The sequence below is a fragment of the Aliiroseovarius lamellibrachiae genome (genome assembly GCF_018599245.1).
Classification (GTDB): Bacteria; Pseudomonadota; Alphaproteobacteria; order Rhodobacterales; family Rhodobacteraceae; genus Aliiroseovarius; species Aliiroseovarius lamellibrachiae.
Map to the genome: position 1 here is coordinate 262,640 of NZ_JAHEVJ010000005.1, position 23,735 is coordinate 286,374.

Genomic DNA, 23,735 nt, shown 5'->3' on the forward strand with positions numbered 1-23,735 from the left:
GGTCGTTAGGGGGCTGCATCAGCTGTGGCAAGGGCCAGACCATCCACAACGGCCGTAAACGCCTCGGACGGCTTAAGACGTGCTAAGGGGCAGATGTTTTGCGCCTCAGATGACACCATTTTCATCAGGCTGGACCCGCCCACCAACACAACGGAATTGATCTGCACAGGCGCGACCTCTGCCTTCAGCAATGTTGCGTAAATCGCCTCGTGCAGACGGGTTCGAAATGCCAGCAAAGCGGCGTTGAGCGAACCGGGGGTCACCCGCGCGGCCAGATCTTTTTCAATGAACCCCATCTCAATTTCCGCGCTTAGGCCGCCGGCATTGGCGGCGATTTTGCCACGCTCTGTTGCAAAGGCCAACTCATGCCCCAACTGATCGTCGATCACGGTTTTCAATCGACCAAGACGGTCGGGGTCCACCGCGAATTTCACCAAATCGTCAACAAGGCGTTGGGTGTCACGCGAATATAGAAACGGGATTTTGGGCCAGGTGGACAGGTCATTAAAGATGGCATTTGGCACCGGCAACACCCCTTCGCCAAAGACGCGACGCAATTCACCGCCACGCCCCAAAAGCGGCATGGCATGGGCCATGGACACGGCCTGATCAAAATCCGTCCCGCCCAGCCGGATCCCGTGACTGGCCAGTATGTGGATGCGATTTTGCGTGGTCCGGTACACGGTAAAATCCGACGTCCCGCCGCCGATATCGACAATCAAACCGGTCTCATCCGTGTCATCCAAATGGTGATTGGCACGTGCTGCGGCTTCGGGTTCGGCCAAAAAGCGCACCTCGTCAAAGCCCGCAGCCAGATAGCAACCGCGCAGATCCGCTTCTGCCTGCGCATCGCGTGTCATATCAGCCGAGTGAAAATGCACTGGGCGTCCGGAGAGGGCATGGGTAAACACCTGTCCGGTTTCCGCCTCGGCCCGCGCTTTGATCACCGTCAGAAAGCGGGTCACAATTTCGGCCAAGGTGCGCCGCTTGCCGCCAATCAGGCGGGTTTCATGGAACAGTTCAGTTCCCAAAATGCTTTTGAGCGCGCGCATATAGCGCCCCTCTTCCCCATCAATCAACGCCTCGCCAGCCGCCGTACCGATCCGCATATCCCCACCGTCTGTCGGAAAAAACACCGCTGTTGGCAGGGTCTCGGCCCCCTCCTCAATCGCAATCCGCCGAAGGTTGTGCCCATCATAGACAGCCGCCGCCGAATTGGAGGTTCCAAAGTCTACTGCAAGCATCGGGGTGCGCATTTGAGCCATCCTAGATTGAGAAACCGCGCTGTTAACGGAACGCGCCCGATGTGACAAGTCCTGCGCGATCAGCACAGCCTATTCGGCGATCTGGCTGGTCAACCATTTTCGAAACTGGCCCAGTGGCGCATAGGTTGACTGGTTTTCAGGCCAAACCAGAAAATACTCGCCCAGCGTTTTCGCCTCACCCTCAAGGGCCAGACACAAACGGCCTTGCGCGATTTCATGGTCAACCAGAAAGCTTGGCAAAAGCGCCACACCCAACCCATGCACGGCGGCTTGTGTCATGGTTGACGATTGGTCGAACAACATCCCCTCTAATTTCGAAACCCCTAATCCGTTCAAGGCAAACCACTGCTCCCAGCTGTCAGGATGGGTTTCAAGATGCAGCAAGGGCAGTGCCAAAAGATCCACCGGCGCCTGAACCGGGCGTGACAATAAAGACGGGGCACAAACGGGCAGAACATGTTTGGGCATCAGCGGCAAATATTCCACATCCGGCCAATCCCGTGTACCATAATGAATGGCGGCCTGTGCGCCACTGGTGCCAAAATCAAACGGCAGGTTATGGGTCTGGAGGTTGACCGACACATCCGGATGCGCGGCCACAAAATCCTTTAGACGCGGCGCCAGCCAGTTCAGCCCGAAGGCAGGCAGGATCGACAGATTAAGGCTGCCGCCAGCCGGATTGGCACGCAACTTGATCGAGGCTTGCCCCAGCCGCGTCAGCACAAAGCGCGCCTCTTTCACGAACTCATTCCCGGCAGGTGTCAGGCGAAGGCGCACCTGATCCCGCGCAATTAACTCGACGCCCATCTGCTCCTCTAACTGGCGCAACTGGCGACTGATCGCACTTTGCGTCAGCGACAGATCTTCGGCGGCGGCAGAGGCGCTGCCCAGCCGGTCAACCGCCTCCAGCGCAAGCAGGGACGGGATAGAGGGAAGAAATCGGCGCGAGGTTATCATATGACAATAACTCATAGATCTAGGATTTTGTTTCAATAGGAAACCGTAGAAATCGGTGAGACACTTGGGAAAATATGCGCGAAGCCACGATATTTGGGCGCATCCGACCTCAGTCCAAAAGGAAAACTCATGGATTATCTCGACATCCTTACCGCCGCTGGCCTTACAAAAGCTGAATTGAACGGTGGCGATCTATCTGTTCACACGCCGGTAGATGGCAGCAAAATCGCTGCTCTGGCGGTCCATAGCGCCGAGGATGCACAGACCCAAATTCGCGATGCCAAGCAGGCGTTCAAATCCTGGCGACAGGTTCCCGCGCCGCGTCGCGGAGAGCTGGTGCGCCTGCTGGGCGAAGAATTGCGCCGGGAAAAGGAAAACCTGGGTCGCTTGGTCACGCTGGAATGCGGCAAGATTTACCAAGAAGGTCTGGGCGAAGTGCAAGAAATGATCGACATTTGCGATTTCGCAGTGGGTCTGTCGCGCCAACTCTACGGCCTGACCATTGCCTCGGAACGCCCCGGCCATGCAATGCGCGAGAGCTGGCACCCAATGGGGACATGCGGCATCATTACGGCGTTCAATTTCCCAGTTGCCCCGTGGTGCTGGAACGCCGCACTGGCCTTGGTTTGCGGCGACCCGGTCATCTGGAAGCCCTCGGAAAAAACTCCGCTGACGGCGCTGGCGGTGCAAAAAATCTGTGATCGGGTGATGGGCGCCTTTGGCGAGGACGCCCCCGAAGGGTTGATCCAAACGCTGATCGGCGAGCGGGAATTGGGCCAGGCTTTAACGGGTTCAAAGGACGTAGCGATTGTTTCCGCCACCGGATCGGTACCAATGGGGCGCGCCGTGGCCCACGATATGGCCGGTCGACTGGGGCGTACGATTTTGGAGCTTGGCGGCAACAATGCGATGATCGTTGCCCCCTCGGCCGATTTGGAAATGGCCCTGCGCGCGATTGTCTTTTCGGCGGTGGGGACCGCTGGTCAGCGCTGTACCAGCCTGCGCCGGTTGATTGTTCATAACGATGTATATGATGCGCTGATCCCGCGCCTGATCAAAGCCTATGAAGGGTTGCCAATTGGTGATCCATTGGCGGACGGCACATTGGTCGGGCCGCTTATTGATGACGACGCGATGCAGGCGATGGCACGGTCGTTGGAACAGGCCAAAGCCGAGGGCGGGCGGGTGCATGGCGGCGGACAAGCCCTGTCCGAAAGCCATGGCGACGCCGCCTATGTGCATCCCGCCATTGTCGAGATGCCAACCCAAAGCGCGATCATGCATCACGAAACCTTTGCGCCGATCCTGTATGTGGTGCGCTATTCGGATCTGAATGACGCGATTGATGTGCAGAACGCCGTGCCGCAGGGGCTAAGCTCTTGCATCTTTTCAACAGATTTGCGCGAGACGGAGTTTTTCTTGTCGGCGGCGGGTTCTGATTGTGGTATCGCCAACGTCAATATCGGGCCGTCCGGCGCTGAAATCGGCGGCGCATTTGGCGGTGAAAAAGACACGGGCGGCGGGCGCGAAAGCGGATCCGACGCGTGGAAGGGTTATATGCGACGACAGACAAACACCGTGAATTACTCGCGCGAGTTGCCGCTGGCACAGGGGATCAAATTTGACATCTGAACTGTCCGACAGCCTGTGGCACGCCACCTGCCGCGACCGCGTCAGCGCCCCGGTTTTGACCGGGGACAGGCAGGCCGACGTGGTCATTGTCGGCGGGGGATACACGGGATTGTCCGCCGCATTATGTGCGGCACAGCAAGGGGCCAAAGCCTGTTTGGTTGAAGGGCGTGAGTTCGGGGGCGGTGGGTCCGGGCGCAATGTGGGGCTAACCAATGCGGGGCTTTGGTTGCCGCCCGAAGACATCAACGCGCGCCTCGGAAAGGCCGCGGGCGACCGTTTGTCGGCAATCCTTGGCGGGGCGCCTGATCTTGTTTATCAGCTGATCGCACAACATGGCATCGCCTGTGAACCGGTGCGCGGTGGCACATTGCATTGCGCCCATGCCGCTGCAGGGATGGAGGATCTGAAACGCCGCCATGCGCAACTCAGCGCGATTGGCGCGCCTGTCTCATTGCTGTCGCGCGATGAGGCGATTTCGCGTGTCGGTTCGGACCGGGTGCATGGCGCGATATTTGACCCACGCGCTGGAACCATTCAACCGCTGGCCTATGCCAATGGGCTGGCACGCGCGGCGATGGAGCAGGGCGCGGAACTGTTTGAACACTCGCCTGCGAAAACCATCACCCACGACGGAAAAAACTGGTGCGTGACCACACCAAAGGGACGCATTTCGGCGCCTGCGATGATTGTGGCCACCAATGCCTATGCGATACCAACCAAGGGCTTGGCCTCCCCAGACCTTGTGCCGGTACATTATTTCCAAGCCGCGACTGCGCCGCTGTCACCGCAGCAGCGCGGTCGAATTCTGCCCGGCGGGGAAGGCTGTTGGGACACGGCGATGGTTATGTCGTCCTGGCGCTTGGATCAGGAGGGGCGGTTGATCATTGGCGGGATGGGGCGACTGAATCACCCAGCAGGTGGTATTCATCGGCGCTGGCTGGATCGCAAACTGGCGCAGATGTTTCCGGAATTGGCGGGAACAAAGCTGACACACGCGTGGTTCGGGCGCATAGCCATGACTGCGGAGTATCTGCCGAAAATTCAAGATCTTGGTCAGAATGCCCTGATGGTATTTGGCTATTCCGGGCGGGGGATCGGGCCGGGTACGGTGTTTGGGCAAGAGATGGCGCGCGCGGTTTTGACCCAAAGCCATACCGATCTCCCCATCGCCCCGGTGACCGAACACAGCTATCCGCTTGCTGGCGTTCGCGAGGCTTATTATGAGGCGGGCGCGACGTTGACACATTTTCTGAAAAGCCGCTGGTGAACATCGGAAAAGACCACGCGCCGCTAGCCCAAGATCCGTTTTCGTCTTTCCGCCTTGTTGGGCAAGGTCAGAAGATCCGCCATGGACATGGGGGGGGACAAAAGAAACCCCTGCCCAAAGTCGGCGCCAATCTCTGTGAGAAACGCCAGTTGCTCTGGGGTTTCGATCCCTTCTGCGATGACCTTGACGCCCAGGCGATGGGCCAGTTCCGTCATCGTTCTGCACAGGGTGACCGCCTTCGGAGCTGATGGCAGGTGGCAGACAAATTCCCGGTCGATTTTCAGGTAATCTATCTGGTGTTGCAGGAAATAGGACATCGAAGAATACCCCGTGCCAAAATCGTCCAACGCCAGCTGAATTCCAGCACTTTGCAGTGCCTCGAGGCGATCCACGACAAATCCGCTTTGCTCCAGCAGCGCACTTTCGGTGATCTCGACAATCAGGCTTTGCCCGGCCACGCCATGCTGCCGAAGCCGATCGAACCAGATCTGCGTCGTGTCCTCACGCGGGGTCAGTTGCAGCGGCGAGACATTCATGCCGAGCTGAAAATCGGCCCCAAAATGGGACTGGAGCAAGGGGATCGCCTGACAGCAATGTTCAAATACCCAGTCGCCGACCGCCCCAATCAACCCCACCTCTTCAGCCAAGGGAATAAACTGACCGGGGGAAATGGGGCCCGTTTCGGGATGGGTCCACCGCAACAACGCCTCTGCTTTGGTAATCCGGTTGGTTTTCAGGTCGATGATCGGTTGAAAATGGAGGTCAAAGCCCTGATCTTGCAGCGTTTCTTGCAACGCACCAATCAGCTTTGACTTCTCAGTCACCGCCTGTTTTATCGACGGGTTGAACATCACGGCCCGGTTACGCCCAGACGCTTTGGCGACATACATGGCTTGATCTGCCGCGGTCAAAAGGTCTGTCGCAGACCCCGCATCCTCGGGAAATCTCGCGATTCCAACGCTGGCGGTCAGATGCACAATTTCACCCTCAATTTCAAATGGATGTGCTATGGCGGCGAGAATGGCATCAGCCAGGGTCGCTGCGCGCGCGTGCGGTCGTTTATGCCCAAGTACCACGGTGAATTCATCGCCCCCATGGCGGGCCATTGTCTCGTCGGGGGCCAAAAGAACGCGCAGCCGGGTGGCGGCCTGAGACAAGATCAGATCCCCCGCGGCGTGACCCAGCCGGTCATTGACCTGTTTCATGCCATCTAGGTCCATGAACAAAAGCCCGACGTTCCGGTTGGCTGCTGTGGCTTCCTGAATCTCGAGGTCCAACAGTTCCCCTAAGGTTGCCCGGTTAAGAAGCCCGGTCAACATATCGAAATGGGCCTGCCGCCAGATGGTTTCATTCGCTTTTTTCTGCTCGGTCATATCGCGGACCAAAATGACAAAGCGCTGCACCACGTTGGTGTCGTCAAAAATAGCATTGATGCAAAGCCAGACCGGAATGGTCTCTCCGTCCCGGCTTTGAACCTGAATTTCGCCATTCCAGCCCTTGCCACTTTTGCGTGCTTTGCGAAATCCAGAGGCCAGTTTGCTGCGCGCAGCTTTCTGAACAACCCGGCGCGCGGTCAGTCCGATCAAGTCAGGTGCCTCATACCCGGCCAACCGCGTAAGGGCAGGATTCACGGTTAGAATGCGGGTGTCCGCAGCGGTGACAATCATCCCTTCGGAGCTGTTTTCATAGACCATGGCCGAAAGCTGCAACGCGGTTTCCGATTGTATTCTGCCGGTGATGTTCCGAACCACCAGAACCGTTTCATCCGTTCCATAAATCGGACAGGCGCGGGCTTCGAAATGTTGGGTCGAACCCTCAATCTCCAGCTTGTATTCCCATGTTGCCAATTCATGGGTCTTCCGGTGCCCGGCGACATTTTCTTCGAACAATTGCGCCGCATCCGGGGGCAGGACTTCGGTCACTTGTTTCCCGATAAACTCTTTCGGATCCATCATCAGATCACTGTCGTCTTGCGAATGGTAATCGACGATCACATGATCGCGGTTGATGCGGAAGTACAGATCTGGCAGCGCGTTCAGAACCGCCTCGAGCTCTTCTCGTCGTTGATTTTCCGCTTTCTCCGCCGCCTTCATATTGGTTTTTACATGGGCGAACTGGTCACCCAGATAGGCAAACTCGCGGACCGCGGCCGACGTTTTACGCGACCCGGATGGCGCGATCCAGGTAAAATTATCCAGATTCCCCACGGATTTAGTCAGTTCATCAAGCGGTGTCAGAATCGCACGATTGGCAAGATGCCGCACCAACATCCAGACCAAAAACAACCCCATCAGAACCAGAGCCAGCCGGGACCCAGTGTGCCAGTTGGCGGCGGCGAGTTGTGCATCAATTGGGATGCCAACGCTAACGGATGTATTATTTCCCTGACCGTCACCGAACAGAATTTTATTGTGATAAACGCGTCTCATTCCGTCTGGTCCGGTGCGAATTTCACCTGCTGCAGCGATTTCCCCCGCAGCTTCCAAGCCCACATCGGCGCTTGATTTTCCAAACAGCGACGGATCAGCGGGATAATTGGCGGCAATTTTCTGGGTGCTGTCGACAATATAGGCCACGGTTCCTGTCGGCAGGTCGCGCTCTGCTAAATTCTGGGTCCACCAATCGAGCGAGACAACGGCCACGGCAACCCCAACAACCTTCCCCTCAGGTCCGTTGGTTTTCACTGGATAGGCAAAATTTATGCTGGAAACCCCGGCGGCGCGATCAGTTTGAATGGGGCTCATCGCGAACACCTGCTGGGTCAGCGCACGTTGAAAATAGGGGCGATCTGCGACATTCACGGGAGAGGCGAGCGGAAGTGCATTACACAAGAGCCGACCATCCGCCAGTGGCACCCCAAGATTGACATAGGTTTTGGCGAGACGAAGGCTGAGCCGCAAAAATTCGGTGCAATGCGGGTCAGCCGGGTCTTGGATGGGGGGGGCGGCAGCCAGTTCTTGCAAGAAAACACGCGTTTCATAAATGATCCGGCGTTGCGTGTTGGCAAGGCTATCGGCGATGCGTTCCGCCTCATATCGGCTTTGATCAAACACATGCCCACGCTCAATATAAGCCTGAAACACCACGACAAGAACACCGGGCCATGCAACCAGTAGCAACAATAATCGAAGCTTGAAATTCAGAGATTTGATCATAGGTGTTTTGTACCGTTTGATGCAATCTATGGGCGTTTTACCTTTCAAACAACCCCACCTTAAGGTTGCGACATTTTATGCGCGCATTGTGTGACACCAAACGAGAAACACAGGGAAAACAGGCAAGGCCAGTCGTCCGCTGACCACAAAGGTCAGCAGCGGCCTCATTTTGCCCCAAAGGGACAATCAGACGACTGGCAATATGCGCAGGTTGCTCTCGACCGTTCCTTCGCGAGCGGTTGGCGCATGATCATTTCCAAATTCTGCCGGCCTCACCCAAAGACAGCAGGGGCGGAAACGAAGAGGCCGCGTTCGGTGTTTGCCTGTACAAAGTTTGCGCGTGCAAAACCGCCCCAAGTGGGGTGCGGAATATCGACGCCGGCCGAACAAGGGACGCAGCCGGCCGGCGCCCAACCCGTGATCATACTTGGATGTCTCGATATCACGGCAACGATGTGGGAGGTCGCAATCGTAAGCGAAACAAGTATCGCGGGAAGTATTGAGAACAGATGTGAAGGTGGGTGAACACGCGGCGATGGTCCGGATCGCTGGCGGATTGCCAACACCCGTATCATTGCCTTGCACTGTACCCATCTGGTCCTCCTGTAAGATGCGCGTAATGGCGCGGACTTTGGATAGGGGGCACGATGACGGGGAATCGCCCGCTTGTTCTTAACGAATGTCAAGTTGTCGCAGTTTGTCGATTTTTTCTGTTCTTCTTATTACAGGCGGCGCCCGCCCTATTTTTTAAAGGCTCACGACAAAGATCAACTTTTCGTCATCAAGATTAACATTTGTCAAGACGCACAGGGCGCGCGACCTTCATCTTCCCGGTGCCTTACCAAGCAAATGGAGAGTGATCATGTCACTTGGAATCACCTACAAGAAAACAAGTCATACGCTAGGGCTCGGCTTTGCCCTTCTGCTCGGCAGCGTCGCTCTGCCAGCATTCGCTGAGGGACCCACCCTGAGCGATGAAGCATTCGATGCTTCTAAACAGTTGTATTTTGAACAATGTGCCGGTTGTCACGGTGTGCTGCGTAAAGGCGCCACCGGTAAAAACCTTGAGCCACATTGGAAGAAAACCGCGGCTGACGGCACAGTGACCGAAGGCGGTACACTGAAGCTGGGCCAAGAACGCCTGGAGAAAATCATCTCTTGGGGGACTGAAGGCGGCATGAACAACTTTTCGGACATTATGACCGAAGAGCAGATCAAAGACATGGCGACCTATATCCAAATGGATCCGCCAAAACCGCCAGAAATGTCGCTGGCTCAGATGAAAGAGACCCGCAAGGTCTATGTTGAAGAAGCTGACTACCCAACCGAGCCGCTTCACGGCCGCAACTGGGAAAACTTCTTCGTCGTCATCGAGCGTGACGCCGGTAAAGTGGCCGTTGTTGACGGTGACACCAAAGAGGTTCTGGTGCACATCCCAACCGGTTATGCGGTGCACGTTATCAAAGCGTCTGAGCACCACACCATTACTGAACCTGAGCAGCCTGGCCGCTTCTGGTACACCATGGGCCGTGACGGCAAAATGACCAAAATCGACCTCTGGCAAACACCAGACAAGATGTTGGTTTCAGAAGTTAAAGTTGCTTATGATGCCCGCGACGTCGCCGTATCCGGCGATGGCAAATACGTCATTGGTGGCGGCTACTGGCCTCCGCATTTCGTGATCGCAGATGCTGTGACCATGGAACCCCTGAAAGTTGTTTCGACCCGCGGCGTGAACGTGGATGGTGACTATGTAGAAGAAGCACGCGTTGCTGCGATCTATACCACACCAAATGAAACCAGCTGGATTGTTGCCGTAAAAGAACTCGGTCAACTGTGGCAGGTGGATTACTCGGATCTCGACAACCTGCGGATCGACAAAATCGACTCGGCCAAGTTCCTGCACGATGGCTTCTTTGACCCAACAGGTCGTTACTTCCAGATCGCTGCTAACGCATCGAACAAAATGGTTGTTGTCGACACCCAAGAACGCAAGTTGGAAGCTATGATCGACGTGGCAGCATTGCCGCACCCCGGTCCAGGCGCCAACTGGGTTGACCCAAATTGTGGCCCTGTTGCTGGCACAACCCACCTTGGTGTTGGGACTGTGACTGTTTGGGGCAACGATCCAGAAGGTCACCCAGACAACGCGTGGAAAACCTGTTACGAAGTTGAAACCGACGGTGCTGGCTTGTTCGTACGGACCCACCCGAATTCGAAATATGTTTGGGCTGACCAAACGAAAAACCCTGAGCCCGAAGTACAACAATCGGTACAGGTTATTTCGAAAGAAACCGGTGAGATCGTCAAGACAATCCGCGTAACTGAAACTGAAGGCACTGCTGCGGTTCACTTTGAATTCAACGCGGACGGCACCGAAGTTTGGGTTTCCAAATGGAACCTGTCGGACAGCCTTGAGCCAAACGGTGAGATCGTAATCTACGACGCAGAAACTCTCGAAGAGAAAGCCCGCGTTAAGGGTCTTTATGCACCTACCGGTAAGTTCAACGTACACAACCGTTCGAACCACGTGACCTAAGTCAAGACTTTGCCCTAACGGGTAAGCCTATAAAGGGGCGGGCACCACGCCCGCCCCTCTTCCTATTGCACTGAAAACGTGCCCAAGACACAAGCCAACCGCAGCCAAGACGGAGCCGGGATATGACCCAGACCAACGGTGCTGAACCGAAAAAGCCAATTTGGCGACGCTACTTCCTTTATGGGATGCCCGTTGCCGCAATCGCCGGCATCTTTGCGGCCGGGATCATTTTCTGGGGCGGGTTTAACACCGCCATGGAAGCCACCAACACCTTGCCTTTCTGTATCTCGTGCCACGAGATGGAGGACAATGTGTACCAAGAATACAAGGGCACCATTCACGATGTGAACCGCTCTGGCGTGGGGGCGGTCTGTTCGGATTGTCACGTTCCAAAAGACTGGACGCATAAGATGATCCGCAAGATCAAAGCGTCAAAAGAGATTTGGGGCAAACTGACGGGGACCATTTCAACACCAGAACGTTTTGACGCGAGGCGTCTACATCTGGCGATGAACGAATGGGAACGGATGAAAGCCACAGACAGCCGCGAATGCCGCAACTGTCACGATTTCGAATCGATGATGCCTGAATTCCAGAAACCTCGCGCCCGCCAACAGCATATGAACGCGATGGAAACCGGCCAGACCTGTATTGATTGCCACAAAGGCATCGCCCACAAGGACCTGCGCGACCGTGCTGATGAGGAATATCTAGAAACCCTTGAAGCACCAAACCCAGATTTCGCTCGCGAAATTCCTGAAGAGTATCTTGCGAGTTTGGCACGCATCGACGCGAAAGAAGCTGAGGAAGCTGAAGCCGCCAAAGTTGCAAAAGCTGCCGAACATGAAGCCGCCCAAGCCCACATTGCGGCCGCAGTGGACGCCGCCCTTGCAGAAGAGCGTGCAAAAGCCGCCGGGACTGCCCCTGCAGCCACCGAAGGTGGTGACGCGGGTGATGATGTTGCTCCGGGTGTGGACTGGAACGCTGTTCCCTCAACCGACCTGACCCTGTTCTACCCTGGACAAGCGTCGTTTGAATGGGTTCAGAACGGCAAAACCCACGGTGGCGCACGTCCGCTGACCAAAGGTGGGGATGCCTGTACAACCTGTCACGCAAAAGAACTGGAAACCATTGGTGGTAAAGTTGTTGCGGGCGGCGGCGGCAAAAGCGACGAGCTTGAGCCCACACCGATCCCCGGCAAACCCGGCATCATTGGCGCCACACTGAAAGCGGCCCATGACGCGGACAATCTGTATGTCCAACTCAGCTGGCCAGATACGGGTCACAACCCAGCGCCGTTTGTGGATGGTGGCAAGATGGACCCCGACAATCAGGTGAAAGTCGCCATGATGATCGCCGGGACAGGCATTGAGATGGGTGACCAAGTGGGTTGCTGGGCAACCTGTCACGCCGACAACACCTATATGCCGTTTGATCCGGGTACAGAGGCAATCGCCGCAAATGCTGCGGTGGCAGCCCAGTTGGAAGCGCAAACTTCGATCACCAAATACCTGACCGAAAGCCGTACGAAGGTTGAGATCAAAGGTCGCCGTGGCAAAGCCCAAGGCGGTTGGGACCAAGTGAAATCTCCGGAAGAGCTGGAGCAACTGTTGGCGGATGGCACCTTTATGGACCTGATGCGTGTCTATGCGGATGGCTCTTCTTCAAACGGGTATCTGCTGGAACGCCGGGTTGAAAATGACGGTGAGATCGCTGCCTCGGCCAAGCTGTCGGCTGGGACATGGACCGTGACCTTTGCCCGCCCATTGGTGACAAATGCCCCCGGTGATGTCGCCCTTGAAGCTGGCAAGACTTATACCGTTGGCTTTGCCATCCACGATGATTACGCCGCTGCGCGGTTCCACCATATAACGCTGAACACCAGCCTTGCATTGGACAACGCAGACGCCATTATCAACGTGGTGGGACAGTAACCCCCCAGGGTCGGCCAGTTTCCCTAACTGGCCGTATTCCGGGCCCCACTTTTGCGTGGGGCCCGTTTCATTCCAAGGCCCGTTTCATTCGGAGGCCCATTTCATTCGGAGGTATGTGATGCAATCGCTCAAACCCCTTTTCACCGCCCTGCTGATTTGCGGCACAGCCTTGCCCGTGGTCGCAAAAGACGTCGATAAGACCAAGCTCTGCGGCGAAGCCGAAGACCGTTATGTCGAACTGTTTGGCCACCCTTCTGCTGACGAAGAGGGCGTGACGGTTGTGACCATGTATAAATACAACTTCTGCCCAGAAGAGCTGACCGTGCCATTGGGGACAACCGTGCGCTGGGTGAATGTCGACAAACGCACCAGCCATTCGGTCATCGTGAAAGACTCAGGCGAACCGGAAAGCGACCGCGCCTTTCCCGAGGAATTCATTGAATTCACCTTTCTCACTGATGGCCCGCAAGACATCCTTTGCGGCCCACATTGGGAAACGCGAAACATGATTGGCCGCGTCACCGTGGATGCAACACTGGCGCCCCCCAAGGAATAAGCCCCACATCGGGGCAACTTTCGCTTTTGGGGCGCCCATTTTCCGTGCAGCCCTGTGTAATTTCACCTTTTTCACCTGTTAAATAGGTAAAGGCCGTCGGAAATCCGAAATGTCTTAACCTATATCAAGGAACGCCTGCCCACACTGATTAAGTCTGTGTGCATAACCGGCCCGGTTCCTTGATGGCTCCGTTCTCACCGCCGCCCCTCACCCCCTTGGGCGGCCGTGTCATCCCCCTGATAGGGCCCGGCTTCCAGCCATCCACAGGACGAGCGAGACCACATATGACCGGCAAAGTATTTCTCATCGGTGCAGGCCCAGGTGATCCGGAGTTGATGACCCTTAGGGCGGTGCGTCTGCTGCAAGAAGCGGATGTGGTGGTTTATGACCGGTTGGTGTCAGACGAAATCATCGCCATGGCCCCCAAAGAGGCAAAGATGATTTTCGTTGGAAAGTCGGCACATAATCACCCCGTGCCGCAAGACGAGATCAACGCCATTTTGGTGCGAGAGGCCAAAGCGGGTCACAATGTTGCACGTATCAAAGGCGGCGATCCGTTGATCTTTGGCCGTGGCTCAGAGGAGGCCGCAGATTTGCACGATGCAGGTGTGGCCACCGAATATGTGCCGGGCATCACTGCCGCCCAAGGCTCCGCCGCGATCTCGGGCATTCCATTGACCCACCGCGACCTTGCAACCGGCGTGCAATATGTCACCGGGCACCGTGCGCGCGATGAAACCTTGGACCTGGATTGGAAACGGCTCGCTGACCCAATGACCACTTTGGTGGTCTATATGGGGGTTGCCAATATCGGCCAGATTGCCGTGGGCCTGATGACCGAGGGGCTGGATCCCGCTACCCCCGTTTTTGCCATTTCCCGCGCCACCACAGAACATGAGCGCCGTATGGTTTCGACGCTTGATCACATCGCCAAAGATGCGCGCGACGCTGGGCTGAAACCGCCGACGCTCTTTATCATCGGCAAGGTCGTCTCGCTTTATGGTGCGGATGCGCAAACCACCAATCAGGTCAAAGCACATGGCTAAGACACGGGCAGTCCTCACCCAATTGTCCGTTGTCGCGGCTGTGTCGTTGGCGCATGTATCTGCCGTTTTTGCAGATGCTCCGCCACTGGATCCCGACGCGCTGAAGCGCCTTGTGCATCAAGACTGCGGGTCTTGCCACGGATTGACCCTAAAGGGCGGATTAGGGCCTGATATTCGCCCTGAAACGCTCAATCATTTCGACGCTGAGACACTGGAGTTGATGATCCTTGATGGGATCCCCGACACCGCAATGCCCCCATGGCGCCCCTTGATCACCCAAGAAGAGGCGCGCTGGATTGCCGACTATTTACTGACAGGAGATGCGCCATGAAACCGTTCCGCGCCGCAGTTGCCCTTTCCCTTTTGCTCACCACCACCGCCCTTGCTGACACCAAAACCATCGCCACGGGCGACCTTGGTTTGGTCATTGAACGCGCCCACGGCTCGGTGCTGTTGGTGGATCAATCTGACCGCGCCGCCCTGGCCCGGATCGAAGGATTGGGTGATCTGTCCCATGCCTCCATCGTCTACTCTTCAGACGAGCGTTACGCCTATGTGTTTGGCCGCGACGGCGGATTGACCAAGGTCGACATCGTGGGACGCAAAATCGCAAATCGCGTGGTGCAGGCGGGCAATTCCATCGGCGGCGCAATCTCGGATGATGGCGAGCTGGTCGCCGTTTCAAACTATGAACCCGGCGGTGTGAAAATCTTTAATGCCGACACATTAGAGCTGGTCTTGGACCTGCCCACCGGGTCCAAAACCATCGGCTTGGTCGACGCACCGGGGCGTAAATTCGTGTTCACAATGTGGGACACCGGCGAGACGTGGATCGCCGATATGTCCGCCGCTGAGCCCAAAATCACCAAGATCCCAAACATGGGCAAGAACCCCTATGATGCGCTGATCACCGCAAATGGTCGCACCTATATCACTGGGTTGTTTGGCGAAGATGGGCTGACGGCGCTTGATCTGTGGGACGAGACACCGGAGCCGATCCGTGTGTTGCCTCACTATGGTCGTGGGCAAGAGGAGATGCCGGTTTACAAAATGCCCCACCTTGAGGGTTGGGCAGATACCGGAAGCGATTTTGTACTGCCTTCTGTGGGCCATCACGAGGTGCTTTGGATCGACGCGAACACACTTGAGGAAACAGGTCGCACCAAAACTTATGGTCAGCCCGTTTTTGCCATGGCCCGCCCGGATGGGCGGCAGGTTTGGGTGAATTTCGCCCATCCGCTGAACGATACCATCCAAGTGATCGACACGGTCACGAAAGAGATCATCCACGAATTCAAACCTGGCCCGGCCGTGCTTCATATGGAATTCACACCCCGCGGGCATGAAATTTGGATCTCGGTGCGCGATGAGAACAAAGTCAAAATTTATGACACCCAGACGTTTGAATTCTTACGGGAAATTGATGCGGACAGCCCGTCGGGCATCTTTTTCACCGCGCGTGCGCATCGCACGGGGCTTTGATCCGTGGAACAGATTTCGGACCCTATTGACCGCGCCTTGTTGGACGGTTGGCAACGTGATTTTCCGATCACATCCCATCCGTTTCACCCAATCGCACACGCGCTTGGCATCCCAGAAGACGAGGTTCTGGCCCGGCTGACCCGGTTGAAAGACGACGGTCAGATCAGCCGTTTGGGCGCGACCTGTGCGCCAAATACCGTGTCGGCCTCGACGCTCGCGGCCGTTGCCGCCCCTAAAGGGCGCATCGAAGAGGTGGCTGCTATCATCGGCGCGGAGCCCGGCGTGAACCACAGTTACCTGCGTGAAGATCACTGGAACCTTTGGTTTGTGATGACCGGCCCAGATCGCGCCTATGTGGACGCCGCACTCGCCCGGATCAGCGAGAATACAGGCCTGCGCGTGTTGGATTTACGCCTGATGCGCCCCTTTAACATCGACCTTGGATTTCGCCTGACAGGGGAAGGCCACGCCATGCCACCGCCCCGCAGGGTGGACCATTCGGTTTTGATGCAAGGTGACAAGGAAATCCTGTCGGTTCTCAGCGACGGCATGCCAATCACCGCCACCCCATACGCCCAAATCGCTGCCGGTTTGGGGCGGGATGAAGGTGACATTTTAAACCGGGTCAAACGGCTAGGTGATGCGGGTCTGATCACTCGCCTTGGCGTGATTGTCCGCCACCGCAAACTTGGCTGGACCTCAAACGCAATGGTCGTTTGGGATGTGGCTGAAGATCAGATCGCCAGCATCGGACCAAAACTGGCCGCCCAAAAAGGGGTGACGCTGTGTTATGAACGCCGCCCTGTCGCGGATGTCTGGCCTTACCGGCTTTACACCATGTTCCATTCGCAAAGTCGCGAGGCGGCGCATGAGAATATCGACGCCGCCGCGGCCCTTCCGGAACTCGCGGGGGTGTCCAAGAAAATCTTGTTTTCCACCCGTTGCTTCAAACAACGCGGGGCGATGATTTCTGGCGCCAGCCCAACGCCAAAAGCCAAAACATCGGAGGTGTCCTTATGACTTTGGACGCAATTGATCGCCAGATCATCAACCGCCTGCAAGACGACCTGCCGCGTATTTCGCGCCCCTTTGCGCCGCTCGCGGACGAGCTGGGGATCAGCGAAGAGGTATTGTTGGAGCGCATCAAAACCCTGCGCGAAAATGGTGTTCTGACCCGATTTGGGCCCTTTTTTGACGCCGCCGCCATGGGGGGCGCCTTTTGCCTCTGCGCGATGGAGGTGCCTGCCGAAAAATTTGAGGCCACCGTGACAAAAGTCAATGCACACGACGAAGTCGCGCATAATTATGAACGTGAGCATCAATTGAACATGTGGTTCGTTTTGGCCTGTGAAACGCCCGAAGGAATTGCACAGACAGCTGAAGCGATCGAAGCGGAAACCGGCATGAAAGTGCATCAGTTTCCCAAACTGCAAGAGTTCTATATCGGGTTCCGGGTGGCCGCATGAGCATCGACGACACAGACCGCGCAATCATCGAAGCGACGCAAGCTGGCCTACCATTGGTGCCCGCGCCCTATGCCGCTTTGGCGGCTGAGTTGGGGTTGGATGAACACACCGTGATGACCCGATTTGAGGCGATGAAAGACAGCGGCGTGATCCGCCGCATCGCCGCCGCCCCAAACCATTACAAACTGGGCATGACCGCAAATGGGATGAGCGTTTGGGATGTTGAAGATGATCAACTGACAGACCTTGGCACCAAAATCGGCGCACTTCCCTATGTGACGCACTGCTATGAACGGCCCCGTGCCCTGCCCGCCTGGCCCTATAATTTATTTGCCATGATCCATGGCAGCTCATCGGATGAGGTTGAAGAAAAACGCGCCGAAATCACCGCCATTCTGGGCGATGCGCTGCGCGCGAAAGACATCCTCTATTCCACACGGATTTTGAAAAAGACGGGGCTGCGGCTCCGCAAACGGGGGTGATGCGATGTTCCGCCTGACCGAATATATGAACCAACTTGTGAACCCGACCCCTGTGCGCGTGCGCCGCGGCGAAGGCCCGGTGAAACCGGTGGTGATCTGGAACCTGACACGGCGCTGTAACCTGCGGTGCCGCCATTGCTATACCGTGTCGGCGGATGTGGATTTTCCTGGCGAGCTGACCGAAGAACAGGCGATGAATACGCTTGAGGATCTTGGGGAATTCAAGGTGCCCGCGCTGATCTTGTCCGGCGGTGAGCCCTTGGATTGCAAATACATGTTTCCGCTGGCGGAACGTGCGCGCAAGCTAACGCGCGTGTTGGCGCTGTCCACCAATGGCACCAAAATTCATGGCGACACGGCGGATAAAGTGGCCGACATTGGGTTCAACTATGTGGGCATTTCCATCGACGGGATCGGCAAAACCAACGATTGGTTTCGCGGTGTGGATGGCGCGTTTGAAGATGCGCTTCGCGGTGTGCGCGAGCTGAAAAAGCGCGATGTGAAGGTTGGGTTGCGGTTCTGCCTGACCGAAGGCACACAGCACCATTTGCCCGACCTTCTTAAGCTTTGTGACGATGAAGGCGTGGATAAGTTTTACCTCAGCCACCTTGTGTATGCCGGTCGGGGCGACAAGCACCGCGGCGAAGATGCTGAACATTTACGCACCCGTAAGGGGTTGGATCTGTTGTTGGATCGCGCGTGGACGGCCGCATCTGAAGACAAGCCACTGGACATTGTGACCGGGAACAATGACGCGGATGCCGGTTATTTTCTGCAATGGGCAGAAGAGCGGTTTGACGCGGATAAGGTGGCCCATCTGCGCACACATCTGGCGGCGTGGGGCGGAAACTCCTCGGGTCTGGGCGTGGCCAATATCGACTATCTTGGCAAGGTTCACCCCGACACCTATTGGTCCGATTACACCGTCGGCAATGTGAAAACCGATAAGTTTTCTGACCTGTGGACGGGCGATGATAAAATGCTCGCGACCCTGCGCACCCGGCCCCGCCCCCTGAAAGGGCGCTGTGGGGCGTGCAAGATCAAGGATATCTGTGGTGGCAACACGCGCATTCGCGCGCTGCAAGTCACCGGCGATCCCTGGGCCGAAGATCCCGCCTGTTACCTTACAAACGCCGAGATTGGATTGGCGGATGCCGATCGTCTTGAAACCACCCCTTTCCGAGGCAAAAGCAATGACCCGAAACATGAGTTTTTCTAAGCGCACCCGCAGTCTTTTGGTGGGGTTTGGTGCGATGGCGCTAAGCTTATCCACCGGTTTTGCTGATCCGCGCGCGGATTATCTGGAACATTGCGCCGATTGCCATTTGGAAAACCGATTAGGGGCCAATGGCCCAGCGCTGATCCCTGAAACGTTAAAACGGATGCGCGGCCCAAAGATCGAAGAGGTGATCCGCGATGGCCGTGTTGCCACGCAGATGCCCAGCTATCGCGAAGAGTTGACGGATCAGGCGATTTCTGAGCTTGCCGCCTATCTGAAAACGCCGCTGGAAACCGTTCCGCCTTGGGGTGAAGAAGAGATCATGGCCAGCCGCGTGTTGGATGAGGATTATGTCGCGGCCGATGCGCCGATCTGGTCGTCTGACCCAATGAACATCACGCTTGTTGTGGAAACCGGCGACCACCATGTGTCTGTGCTGGACGGCGATACATTCGAAGTGCTTGACCGATTTGCCACACCGTTTGCGGTGCATGGCGGGCCGAAGTTCAGCCCCGATGGGCGCTATGTCTTCATCATGTCGCGCGATGGCTGGGTGCAGAAATATGACATCTGGTCGTTGAAACAGGTGGGCCGCGTCCGGGCCGGTTTGAACAGTCGCAACATCGCGATGAGTGGTGATGGCAATTGGTTGGCGGTGGCAAATTATCTTCCGAATTCGTTGACCATTCTATCGACCAAGGATTTATCCGTGGCTGAAGTCCACGAGGTCGTCGGCAAAAACGGCAAACCCAGCCGCGTGTCTGCGGTGTATCAAGCCCCCCCCCGCGAAAGCTTTGTTTTGGCGTTGAAAGACGTGCCTGAGATTTGGGAAGTCTCTTACAGCAAACACCCGGATCTCGGGATTTTTGCGGGCGGTTTGGCGCATGATTGGAGAATCGAAGGGCCTATTGCGCAGGACACGCCTTTTCCAATCCGCAAAATCACCACGCCCGATTTTCTGGACGATTTCTTCTTTGACCAAACGTATGAATATGTGATGGGCGCCTCGCGCGCGGGCACCGGTGGTTTGGTCATTGATCTGGTGATCGGTCAGAAAGTGGCCGATCTTGATTTGCCCGGCATGCCGCATTTGGGGTCTGGCATCACATGGAAACGGGGTGACAGCACCGTCATGGCGACGCCGCATTTGCAAGATGGCACAGTGTCGGTGATTGATATGAACAGCTGGGAAACGGTGAAAAAGATCACCACCGAAGGGCCCGGTTTCTTTATGCGCAGCCATGAGAACTCGCCTTACGTCTGGGCGGATGTGTTTTTTGGTCCGAACAAAGATGCGATGCACATCATCGACAAACAAACCCTTGAGATCGTCAAAACCTTGCGGCCGGTGCCGGGGGCGACTGTGGCGCATGTTGAGTTCACAAAAGATGGCCGCTATGCGCTGGTATCTGTCTGGGAAGATGACGGCGAAGTATTGGTATATGATGCGAAGACGCTTGAGATAGTCAAACGGCTGCCCATGCGCAAACCTTCAGGGAAATATAATGTCTGGAACAAAATCACCTTCTCTGAAGGCACAAGCCATTAATACAGGCCAATCCCCGATTGAGGCACTGATCGTATCACATGGTCAGCCCTCGGACCCGGAGCCGGCAGAGGCCATTTTGGCGCGTTACACTGCGGGGATACAGGCGGATATTCCAGATCATGTGATTGAATCTGCGACGCTGGCCGCCCCGGGCCGATTGGAAAAACAATTAGACCGGCTGGTCGATGGAGGGGTGATTTACCCGTTGTTCATGGCCGATGGTTGGTTTGTTCGCACCGCGTTGATCAAGCGGATCAGCGGCGCATCGTTGGATACTGTGGTGGCGGTGATGCCCCCCTTTGGGCTGGATGTGGCGTTGCCCGGCATTGTCGCTCGCAACATCACCGAAACGCTTTCAGCCACATTTGGGGTAAACGCCCAGCCAAATTTGCTGGTGGCAGCCCATGGATCCGCCCACGGAACAGCCCCCGCAGCCTCCGCACTGCTTTTTGCTGAAAGGCTGCGCAAAGAACTGCCCGGCGTGCCGATTGACGTTGGGTTTATCGAACAAGATCCAAGTTTGGGTGACGTGGCCGCAACGATGGCGGTGCAAACAATCTGTCTGCCATTTTTCGCCATGCCAGGCGAACATGTCCGCCTCGATATCCCGGCAGCTCTGAAACAGGGTGGGTTTTCTGGCCCGGTTTTGCCCCCTGTCAGCCAGTTGGACGGCGCGGCTAAAATCATTTCAAATGCTCTGTCGCGGGCATTGAACAGGCGCCAAACGAGCTGATTTTGGTTGCCCAAAGCGTTTCGGGATAAACTTTCCATATGGGTTTGTTTCGAAACACCCGCAACAATTGTCGTGTCTTATCACGGTCCGGTGGACCCGCTTTAAACGGCATACAGCCATCGGGGCGCCCCCCCACCACAACCGAGTGCTTAAGTGGGGTAATGGAAATCCTGCACCATTTCCCAGATGTCACGATTGATCTGCGAGAGCGTGCCAATCGCGCTTTCGATATCTGACAAGACCGTCTCGTCAATTTCGTTTGTCTGCCCCATCCGAATGTCGTGTTTACGGTCTGCGATCCGCATTAAGATCGTGCGCGGATTGCCACCATCTGGATCGAACGCATAGATGCAATGATTGAACCGGTTGCGCAGCCCACCAAGCTTTTTGATCTTCGCGGTGACTTCTAGAATGCGGACATGTTCATCCCGGCCGCGCCGATCCATTTTCGCCAGACGTTCAACCAGATCCAAACGCGCCCGGCTGGTATTCAGCGTGAGAAAGATCACCGTTGCGGTTTCTTTATCGGTCCCGCACAGCCCAGCCAAAAGGTGGATCAACAAGCTTTCCGTGTTGGTCCAGGCATAATTCAATTTACCGACCCGCAAGAGCAAATCGTCCAAGGCGATGGGGTGCCCCTGCGCAGTCATACGCAGGGTGCCGGATCGCCACCCACAGCGTCACCGCTCCCCCCTCCGAGGAAAAAGATGGCCGCTTCGGTTCTGTTACGCACCCCAAGTTTGGTGATCACATGATGAATATGAAGCTTAATTGTGTGTTCTGACAAATCCAGTTCGGTCGCGATGGTTTTGTTTGGCTTTCCTTCAGACACCAACGCCAGGACCTCTCGTTCGCGGTCAGTCAATTCAGACAGATCCGCTTCACTGGGCCCCGACATATGCGCGCCCTTACCAGACGCCTGTCCCATTCCAATCAGCAATTCCTCTGGAATGTATTTGCCACCACATAAAAGCAACCGCATGATCGACAACCAAATGTCGAATTGCTGGTTCATCGGCAAGTAACTGATCGCACAGCGGTCACCTTTTGCATCCAGTGTTTTCAACACGGCATTCGCGGCACCAATATCACGATAGCCCAACACAATTTGGCATTGGTCCTCGGTCTGTTCGCAAGCGGTCATTAGATCTGGTAGCTCGTCTGCGAGCGCCTCATCCACAATAACCGCAAGGATATTTTCAACCTGAATAGTATTTATGGACCGCAGGTCATCGACACTGTCGCATCGCTCAAATGCGACGCCATCGAATTCCACATTGGCGATCCGAACGATTTGTTCTGAAAAACTCAAGGCACTCCCAACAAAAACAACGCTGGGTGTGTTTGCCCCACTTTCAGGTCCATTAACATGCGCCTTCGCGCTCCTGTCCCCTCGTAGCATCAAACGTCCTCCCTAAATGATCTGCTCAACCCTCCACTGGTGAAAAATACACGACAGCCCGAAATCAGCCGCCAATTCATAAAGAAAATCAAATAATGTAATCATATTAGACGATGTGTTTATCTACACAACTTGTCAAAAAGGTTAGATTTTGGCGGGGCTACGGATATCAAAACCTATCCACTTGATCTGGATCAATCACTCAACTATCCGGTGTATATTGTTGTTTTACAATCACTTAACAAAACAACTGCCGAATCTTTGGGCAACAATCACCTAGACCTTCCGTCTTTTTTGATCCGATTCGGGGCGATTCGCCTTTGTCACCAGCTCGCGAGTCGGTGAAAATTTCTCTCCTCAACCTCGGTTAACCATTTGTTAATGCTTCATTCCAAGCCGTGAACAATTTGGCTAGTCACATTGTCCAGCTAGGTCCGCCGCCCCGGTTTTGCCACATTTGACCGGTCGCAACTGCTGCGACGCATCATCCCGATGCACTGCTGCCAAACGGGCCATATAGCCCAACGATTCACCATGATCAGATTACCAGTTGGCGATCCTGCAGTGCTTTTTACACCGGGATATTTGTAACGAGTGTTTGAGTACAGCTGCGGGCCCAATGCCAATTTCCGGACGGGCTTGCGTGTTTATTCCAACTGAACACACCGACTGATGATTGCTTTTGAAATGAGCGGCAATCCGGCGGTGACCAACAGGAGTATATTACAATGGGACATCGTCCATTTTTTTACTGGCCGCTAGGTCATCAGAGCCAAGATCAAGATCAGGGCCAAGGACAGGGCCAAGGACAGGGTCAAGGGCAACTTAACCTTCAAGGCCAGGGTCAAGGACAAGGTCAGGGCCAAGGACAAGGTCAGGGCCAAGACCAAAGCCAAAGCAGCCATAACGAAAGCTTCAACGCGAATGGTAATGGCAACGGCAACCTGAATGGGAACGGCAATGGCAACCTGAACGGCAATGCCAATGGCAACCTGAATGGCAATGGCAACCACAATGCCAACAGCAACAACAATGCTGCCAATAACGCCGC

At 55.9% G+C, this 23,735-nt stretch carries 20 protein-coding genes; 14 read left to right on the forward strand and 6 right to left on the reverse strand.

The genetic code is table 11. From position 1 onward, the window contains the following. Positions 1 to 5 precede the first annotated feature (5 nt). Both KKW20_RS10925 and KKW20_RS10930 read right to left on the reverse strand, forming a co-directional pair. Positions 6 to 1,256: an Hsp70 family protein gene (locus tag KKW20_RS10925; RefSeq protein ID WP_214567902.1), complete on the reverse strand. Its 1,251-nt coding sequence runs from the start codon at positions 1,254 to 1,256 to the stop codon at positions 6 to 8. Between the two features lie 78 nt (positions 1,257 to 1,334). Next, positions 1,335 to 2,222: a LysR substrate-binding domain-containing protein gene (locus KKW20_RS10930; protein WP_214567903.1), complete on the reverse strand. Its 888-nt coding sequence runs from the start codon at positions 2,220 to 2,222 to the stop codon at positions 1,335 to 1,337. Between the two features lie 129 nt (positions 2,223 to 2,351). Between KKW20_RS10930 and amaB the strand changes: the two genes are divergently transcribed. Further along, complete coding sequence (amaB, locus tag KKW20_RS10935; RefSeq protein WP_214567904.1) at positions 2,352 to 3,854, forward strand: L-piperidine-6-carboxylate dehydrogenase; 1,503 nt, start codon at positions 2,352 to 2,354, stop codon at positions 3,852 to 3,854. Next, the gene (locus KKW20_RS10940; RefSeq protein ID WP_214567905.1) at positions 3,844 to 5,121 is read left to right on the forward strand and encodes an NAD(P)/FAD-dependent oxidoreductase; all 1,278 of its coding nucleotides are present in this window, start codon (positions 3,844 to 3,846) and stop codon (positions 5,119 to 5,121) included. The genes amaB and KKW20_RS10940 overlap by 11 nt, the downstream gene beginning before the upstream one ends. A 23-nt stretch (positions 5,122 to 5,144) precedes the next feature. Here the strand turns inward: KKW20_RS10940 and KKW20_RS10945 are convergent, their stop codons facing one another. Continuing rightward, complete coding sequence (locus KKW20_RS10945) at positions 5,145 to 8,276, reverse strand: EAL domain-containing protein (RefSeq protein ID WP_214567906.1); 3,132 nt, start codon at positions 8,274 to 8,276, stop codon at positions 5,145 to 5,147. Positions 8,277 to 9,138: 862 nt separating this feature from the next. On the opposite strand from KKW20_RS10945, the gene KKW20_RS10950 reads away from it, so the two are divergent. From KKW20_RS10950 to KKW20_RS11005, 12 genes are all read left to right on the forward strand, one after another. Beyond that, positions 9,139 to 10,815 carry a cytochrome D1 domain-containing protein gene (locus KKW20_RS10950; RefSeq protein ID WP_214567907.1) on the forward strand — a complete coding sequence of 559 codons (1,677 nt, stop codon included), beginning with the start codon at positions 9,139 to 9,141 and terminating at the stop codon, positions 10,813 to 10,815. Between the two features lie 122 nt (positions 10,816 to 10,937). Next, positions 10,938 to 12,749 carry a NapC/NirT family cytochrome c gene (locus tag KKW20_RS10955; RefSeq protein WP_214567908.1) on the forward strand — a complete coding sequence of 604 codons (1,812 nt, stop codon included), beginning with the start codon at positions 10,938 to 10,940 and terminating at the stop codon, positions 12,747 to 12,749. Between the two features lie 118 nt (positions 12,750 to 12,867). Next, on the forward strand, positions 12,868 to 13,305 hold the full coding sequence (locus KKW20_RS10960; protein WP_214567909.1) for a cupredoxin domain-containing protein: 438 nt from the start codon (positions 12,868 to 12,870) through the stop codon (positions 13,303 to 13,305). Positions 13,306 to 13,589: 284 nt separating this feature from the next. Next, complete coding sequence (gene cobA, locus KKW20_RS10965) at positions 13,590 to 14,351, forward strand: uroporphyrinogen-III C-methyltransferase (protein WP_214567910.1); 762 nt, start codon at positions 13,590 to 13,592, stop codon at positions 14,349 to 14,351. Further along, the gene (locus KKW20_RS10970; RefSeq protein ID WP_214567911.1) at positions 14,344 to 14,682 is read left to right on the forward strand and encodes a c-type cytochrome; all 339 of its coding nucleotides are present in this window, start codon (positions 14,344 to 14,346) and stop codon (positions 14,680 to 14,682) included. Before cobA ends, KKW20_RS10970 begins: the two co-directional genes overlap by 8 nt. Then, positions 14,679 to 15,833, forward strand: coding sequence for a cytochrome D1 domain-containing protein (locus KKW20_RS10975; RefSeq protein ID WP_214567912.1), 1,155 nt, complete (start codon positions 14,679 to 14,681; stop codon positions 15,831 to 15,833). Before KKW20_RS10970 ends, KKW20_RS10975 begins: the two co-directional genes overlap by 4 nt. Before the next feature lie 3 nt (positions 15,834 to 15,836). Continuing rightward, positions 15,837 to 16,853, forward strand: coding sequence for a siroheme decarboxylase subunit beta (ahbB, locus tag KKW20_RS10980; protein ID WP_214567913.1), 1,017 nt, complete (start codon positions 15,837 to 15,839; stop codon positions 16,851 to 16,853). Continuing rightward, on the forward strand, positions 16,850 to 17,299 hold the full coding sequence (locus KKW20_RS10985; RefSeq protein ID WP_214567914.1) for an Lrp/AsnC family transcriptional regulator: 450 nt from the start codon (positions 16,850 to 16,852) through the stop codon (positions 17,297 to 17,299). The genes ahbB (KKW20_RS10980) and KKW20_RS10985 overlap by 4 nt, the downstream gene beginning before the upstream one ends. Next, positions 17,296 to 17,781, forward strand: a complete 486-nt coding sequence (gene ahbB / locus KKW20_RS10990) for a siroheme decarboxylase subunit beta (protein ID WP_214567915.1) — start codon at positions 17,296 to 17,298, stop codon at positions 17,779 to 17,781. Before KKW20_RS10985 ends, ahbB (KKW20_RS10990) begins: the two co-directional genes overlap by 4 nt. A gap of 4 nt (positions 17,782 to 17,785) precedes the next feature. After that, the gene (gene nirJ / locus KKW20_RS10995; RefSeq protein WP_214567916.1) at positions 17,786 to 19,000 is read left to right on the forward strand and encodes a heme d1 biosynthesis radical SAM protein NirJ; all 1,215 of its coding nucleotides are present in this window, start codon (positions 17,786 to 17,788) and stop codon (positions 18,998 to 19,000) included. Then, positions 18,987 to 20,549, forward strand: a complete 1,563-nt coding sequence (locus KKW20_RS11000) for a cytochrome D1 domain-containing protein (RefSeq protein WP_484771492.1) — start codon at positions 18,987 to 18,989, stop codon at positions 20,547 to 20,549. The genes nirJ and KKW20_RS11000 overlap by 14 nt, the downstream gene beginning before the upstream one ends. Further along, positions 20,506 to 21,282, forward strand: coding sequence for a sirohydrochlorin chelatase (locus KKW20_RS11005; protein ID WP_214567917.1), 777 nt, complete (start codon positions 20,506 to 20,508; stop codon positions 21,280 to 21,282). Before KKW20_RS11000 ends, KKW20_RS11005 begins: the two co-directional genes overlap by 44 nt. Positions 21,283 to 21,431: 149 nt before the next feature. Here KKW20_RS11005 and KKW20_RS11010 read toward each other — a convergent pair whose 3' ends face one another. The 3 genes from KKW20_RS11010 to KKW20_RS16565 all read right to left on the reverse strand — a co-directional run bounded on the left by KKW20_RS11010 (position 21,432) and on the right by KKW20_RS16565 (position 23,697). After that, entirely contained in the window at positions 21,432 to 21,932 is a 501-nt protein-coding gene (locus tag KKW20_RS11010; RefSeq protein ID WP_214567918.1) for a hypothetical protein, read from the reverse strand. Next, positions 21,929 to 22,594, reverse strand: coding sequence for a response regulator transcription factor (locus KKW20_RS11015; protein ID WP_246534555.1), 666 nt, complete (start codon positions 22,592 to 22,594; stop codon positions 21,929 to 21,931). Before KKW20_RS11015 ends, KKW20_RS11010 begins: the two co-directional genes overlap by 4 nt. 848 nt (positions 22,595 to 23,442) lie before the next feature. Further along, positions 23,443 to 23,697 (reverse strand): hypothetical protein, encoded by a 255-nt coding sequence (locus KKW20_RS16565; protein WP_246534556.1) that lies wholly within the window; start codon positions 23,695 to 23,697, stop codon positions 23,443 to 23,445. Between the last annotated feature and the right edge of the window lie 38 nt (positions 23,698 to 23,735).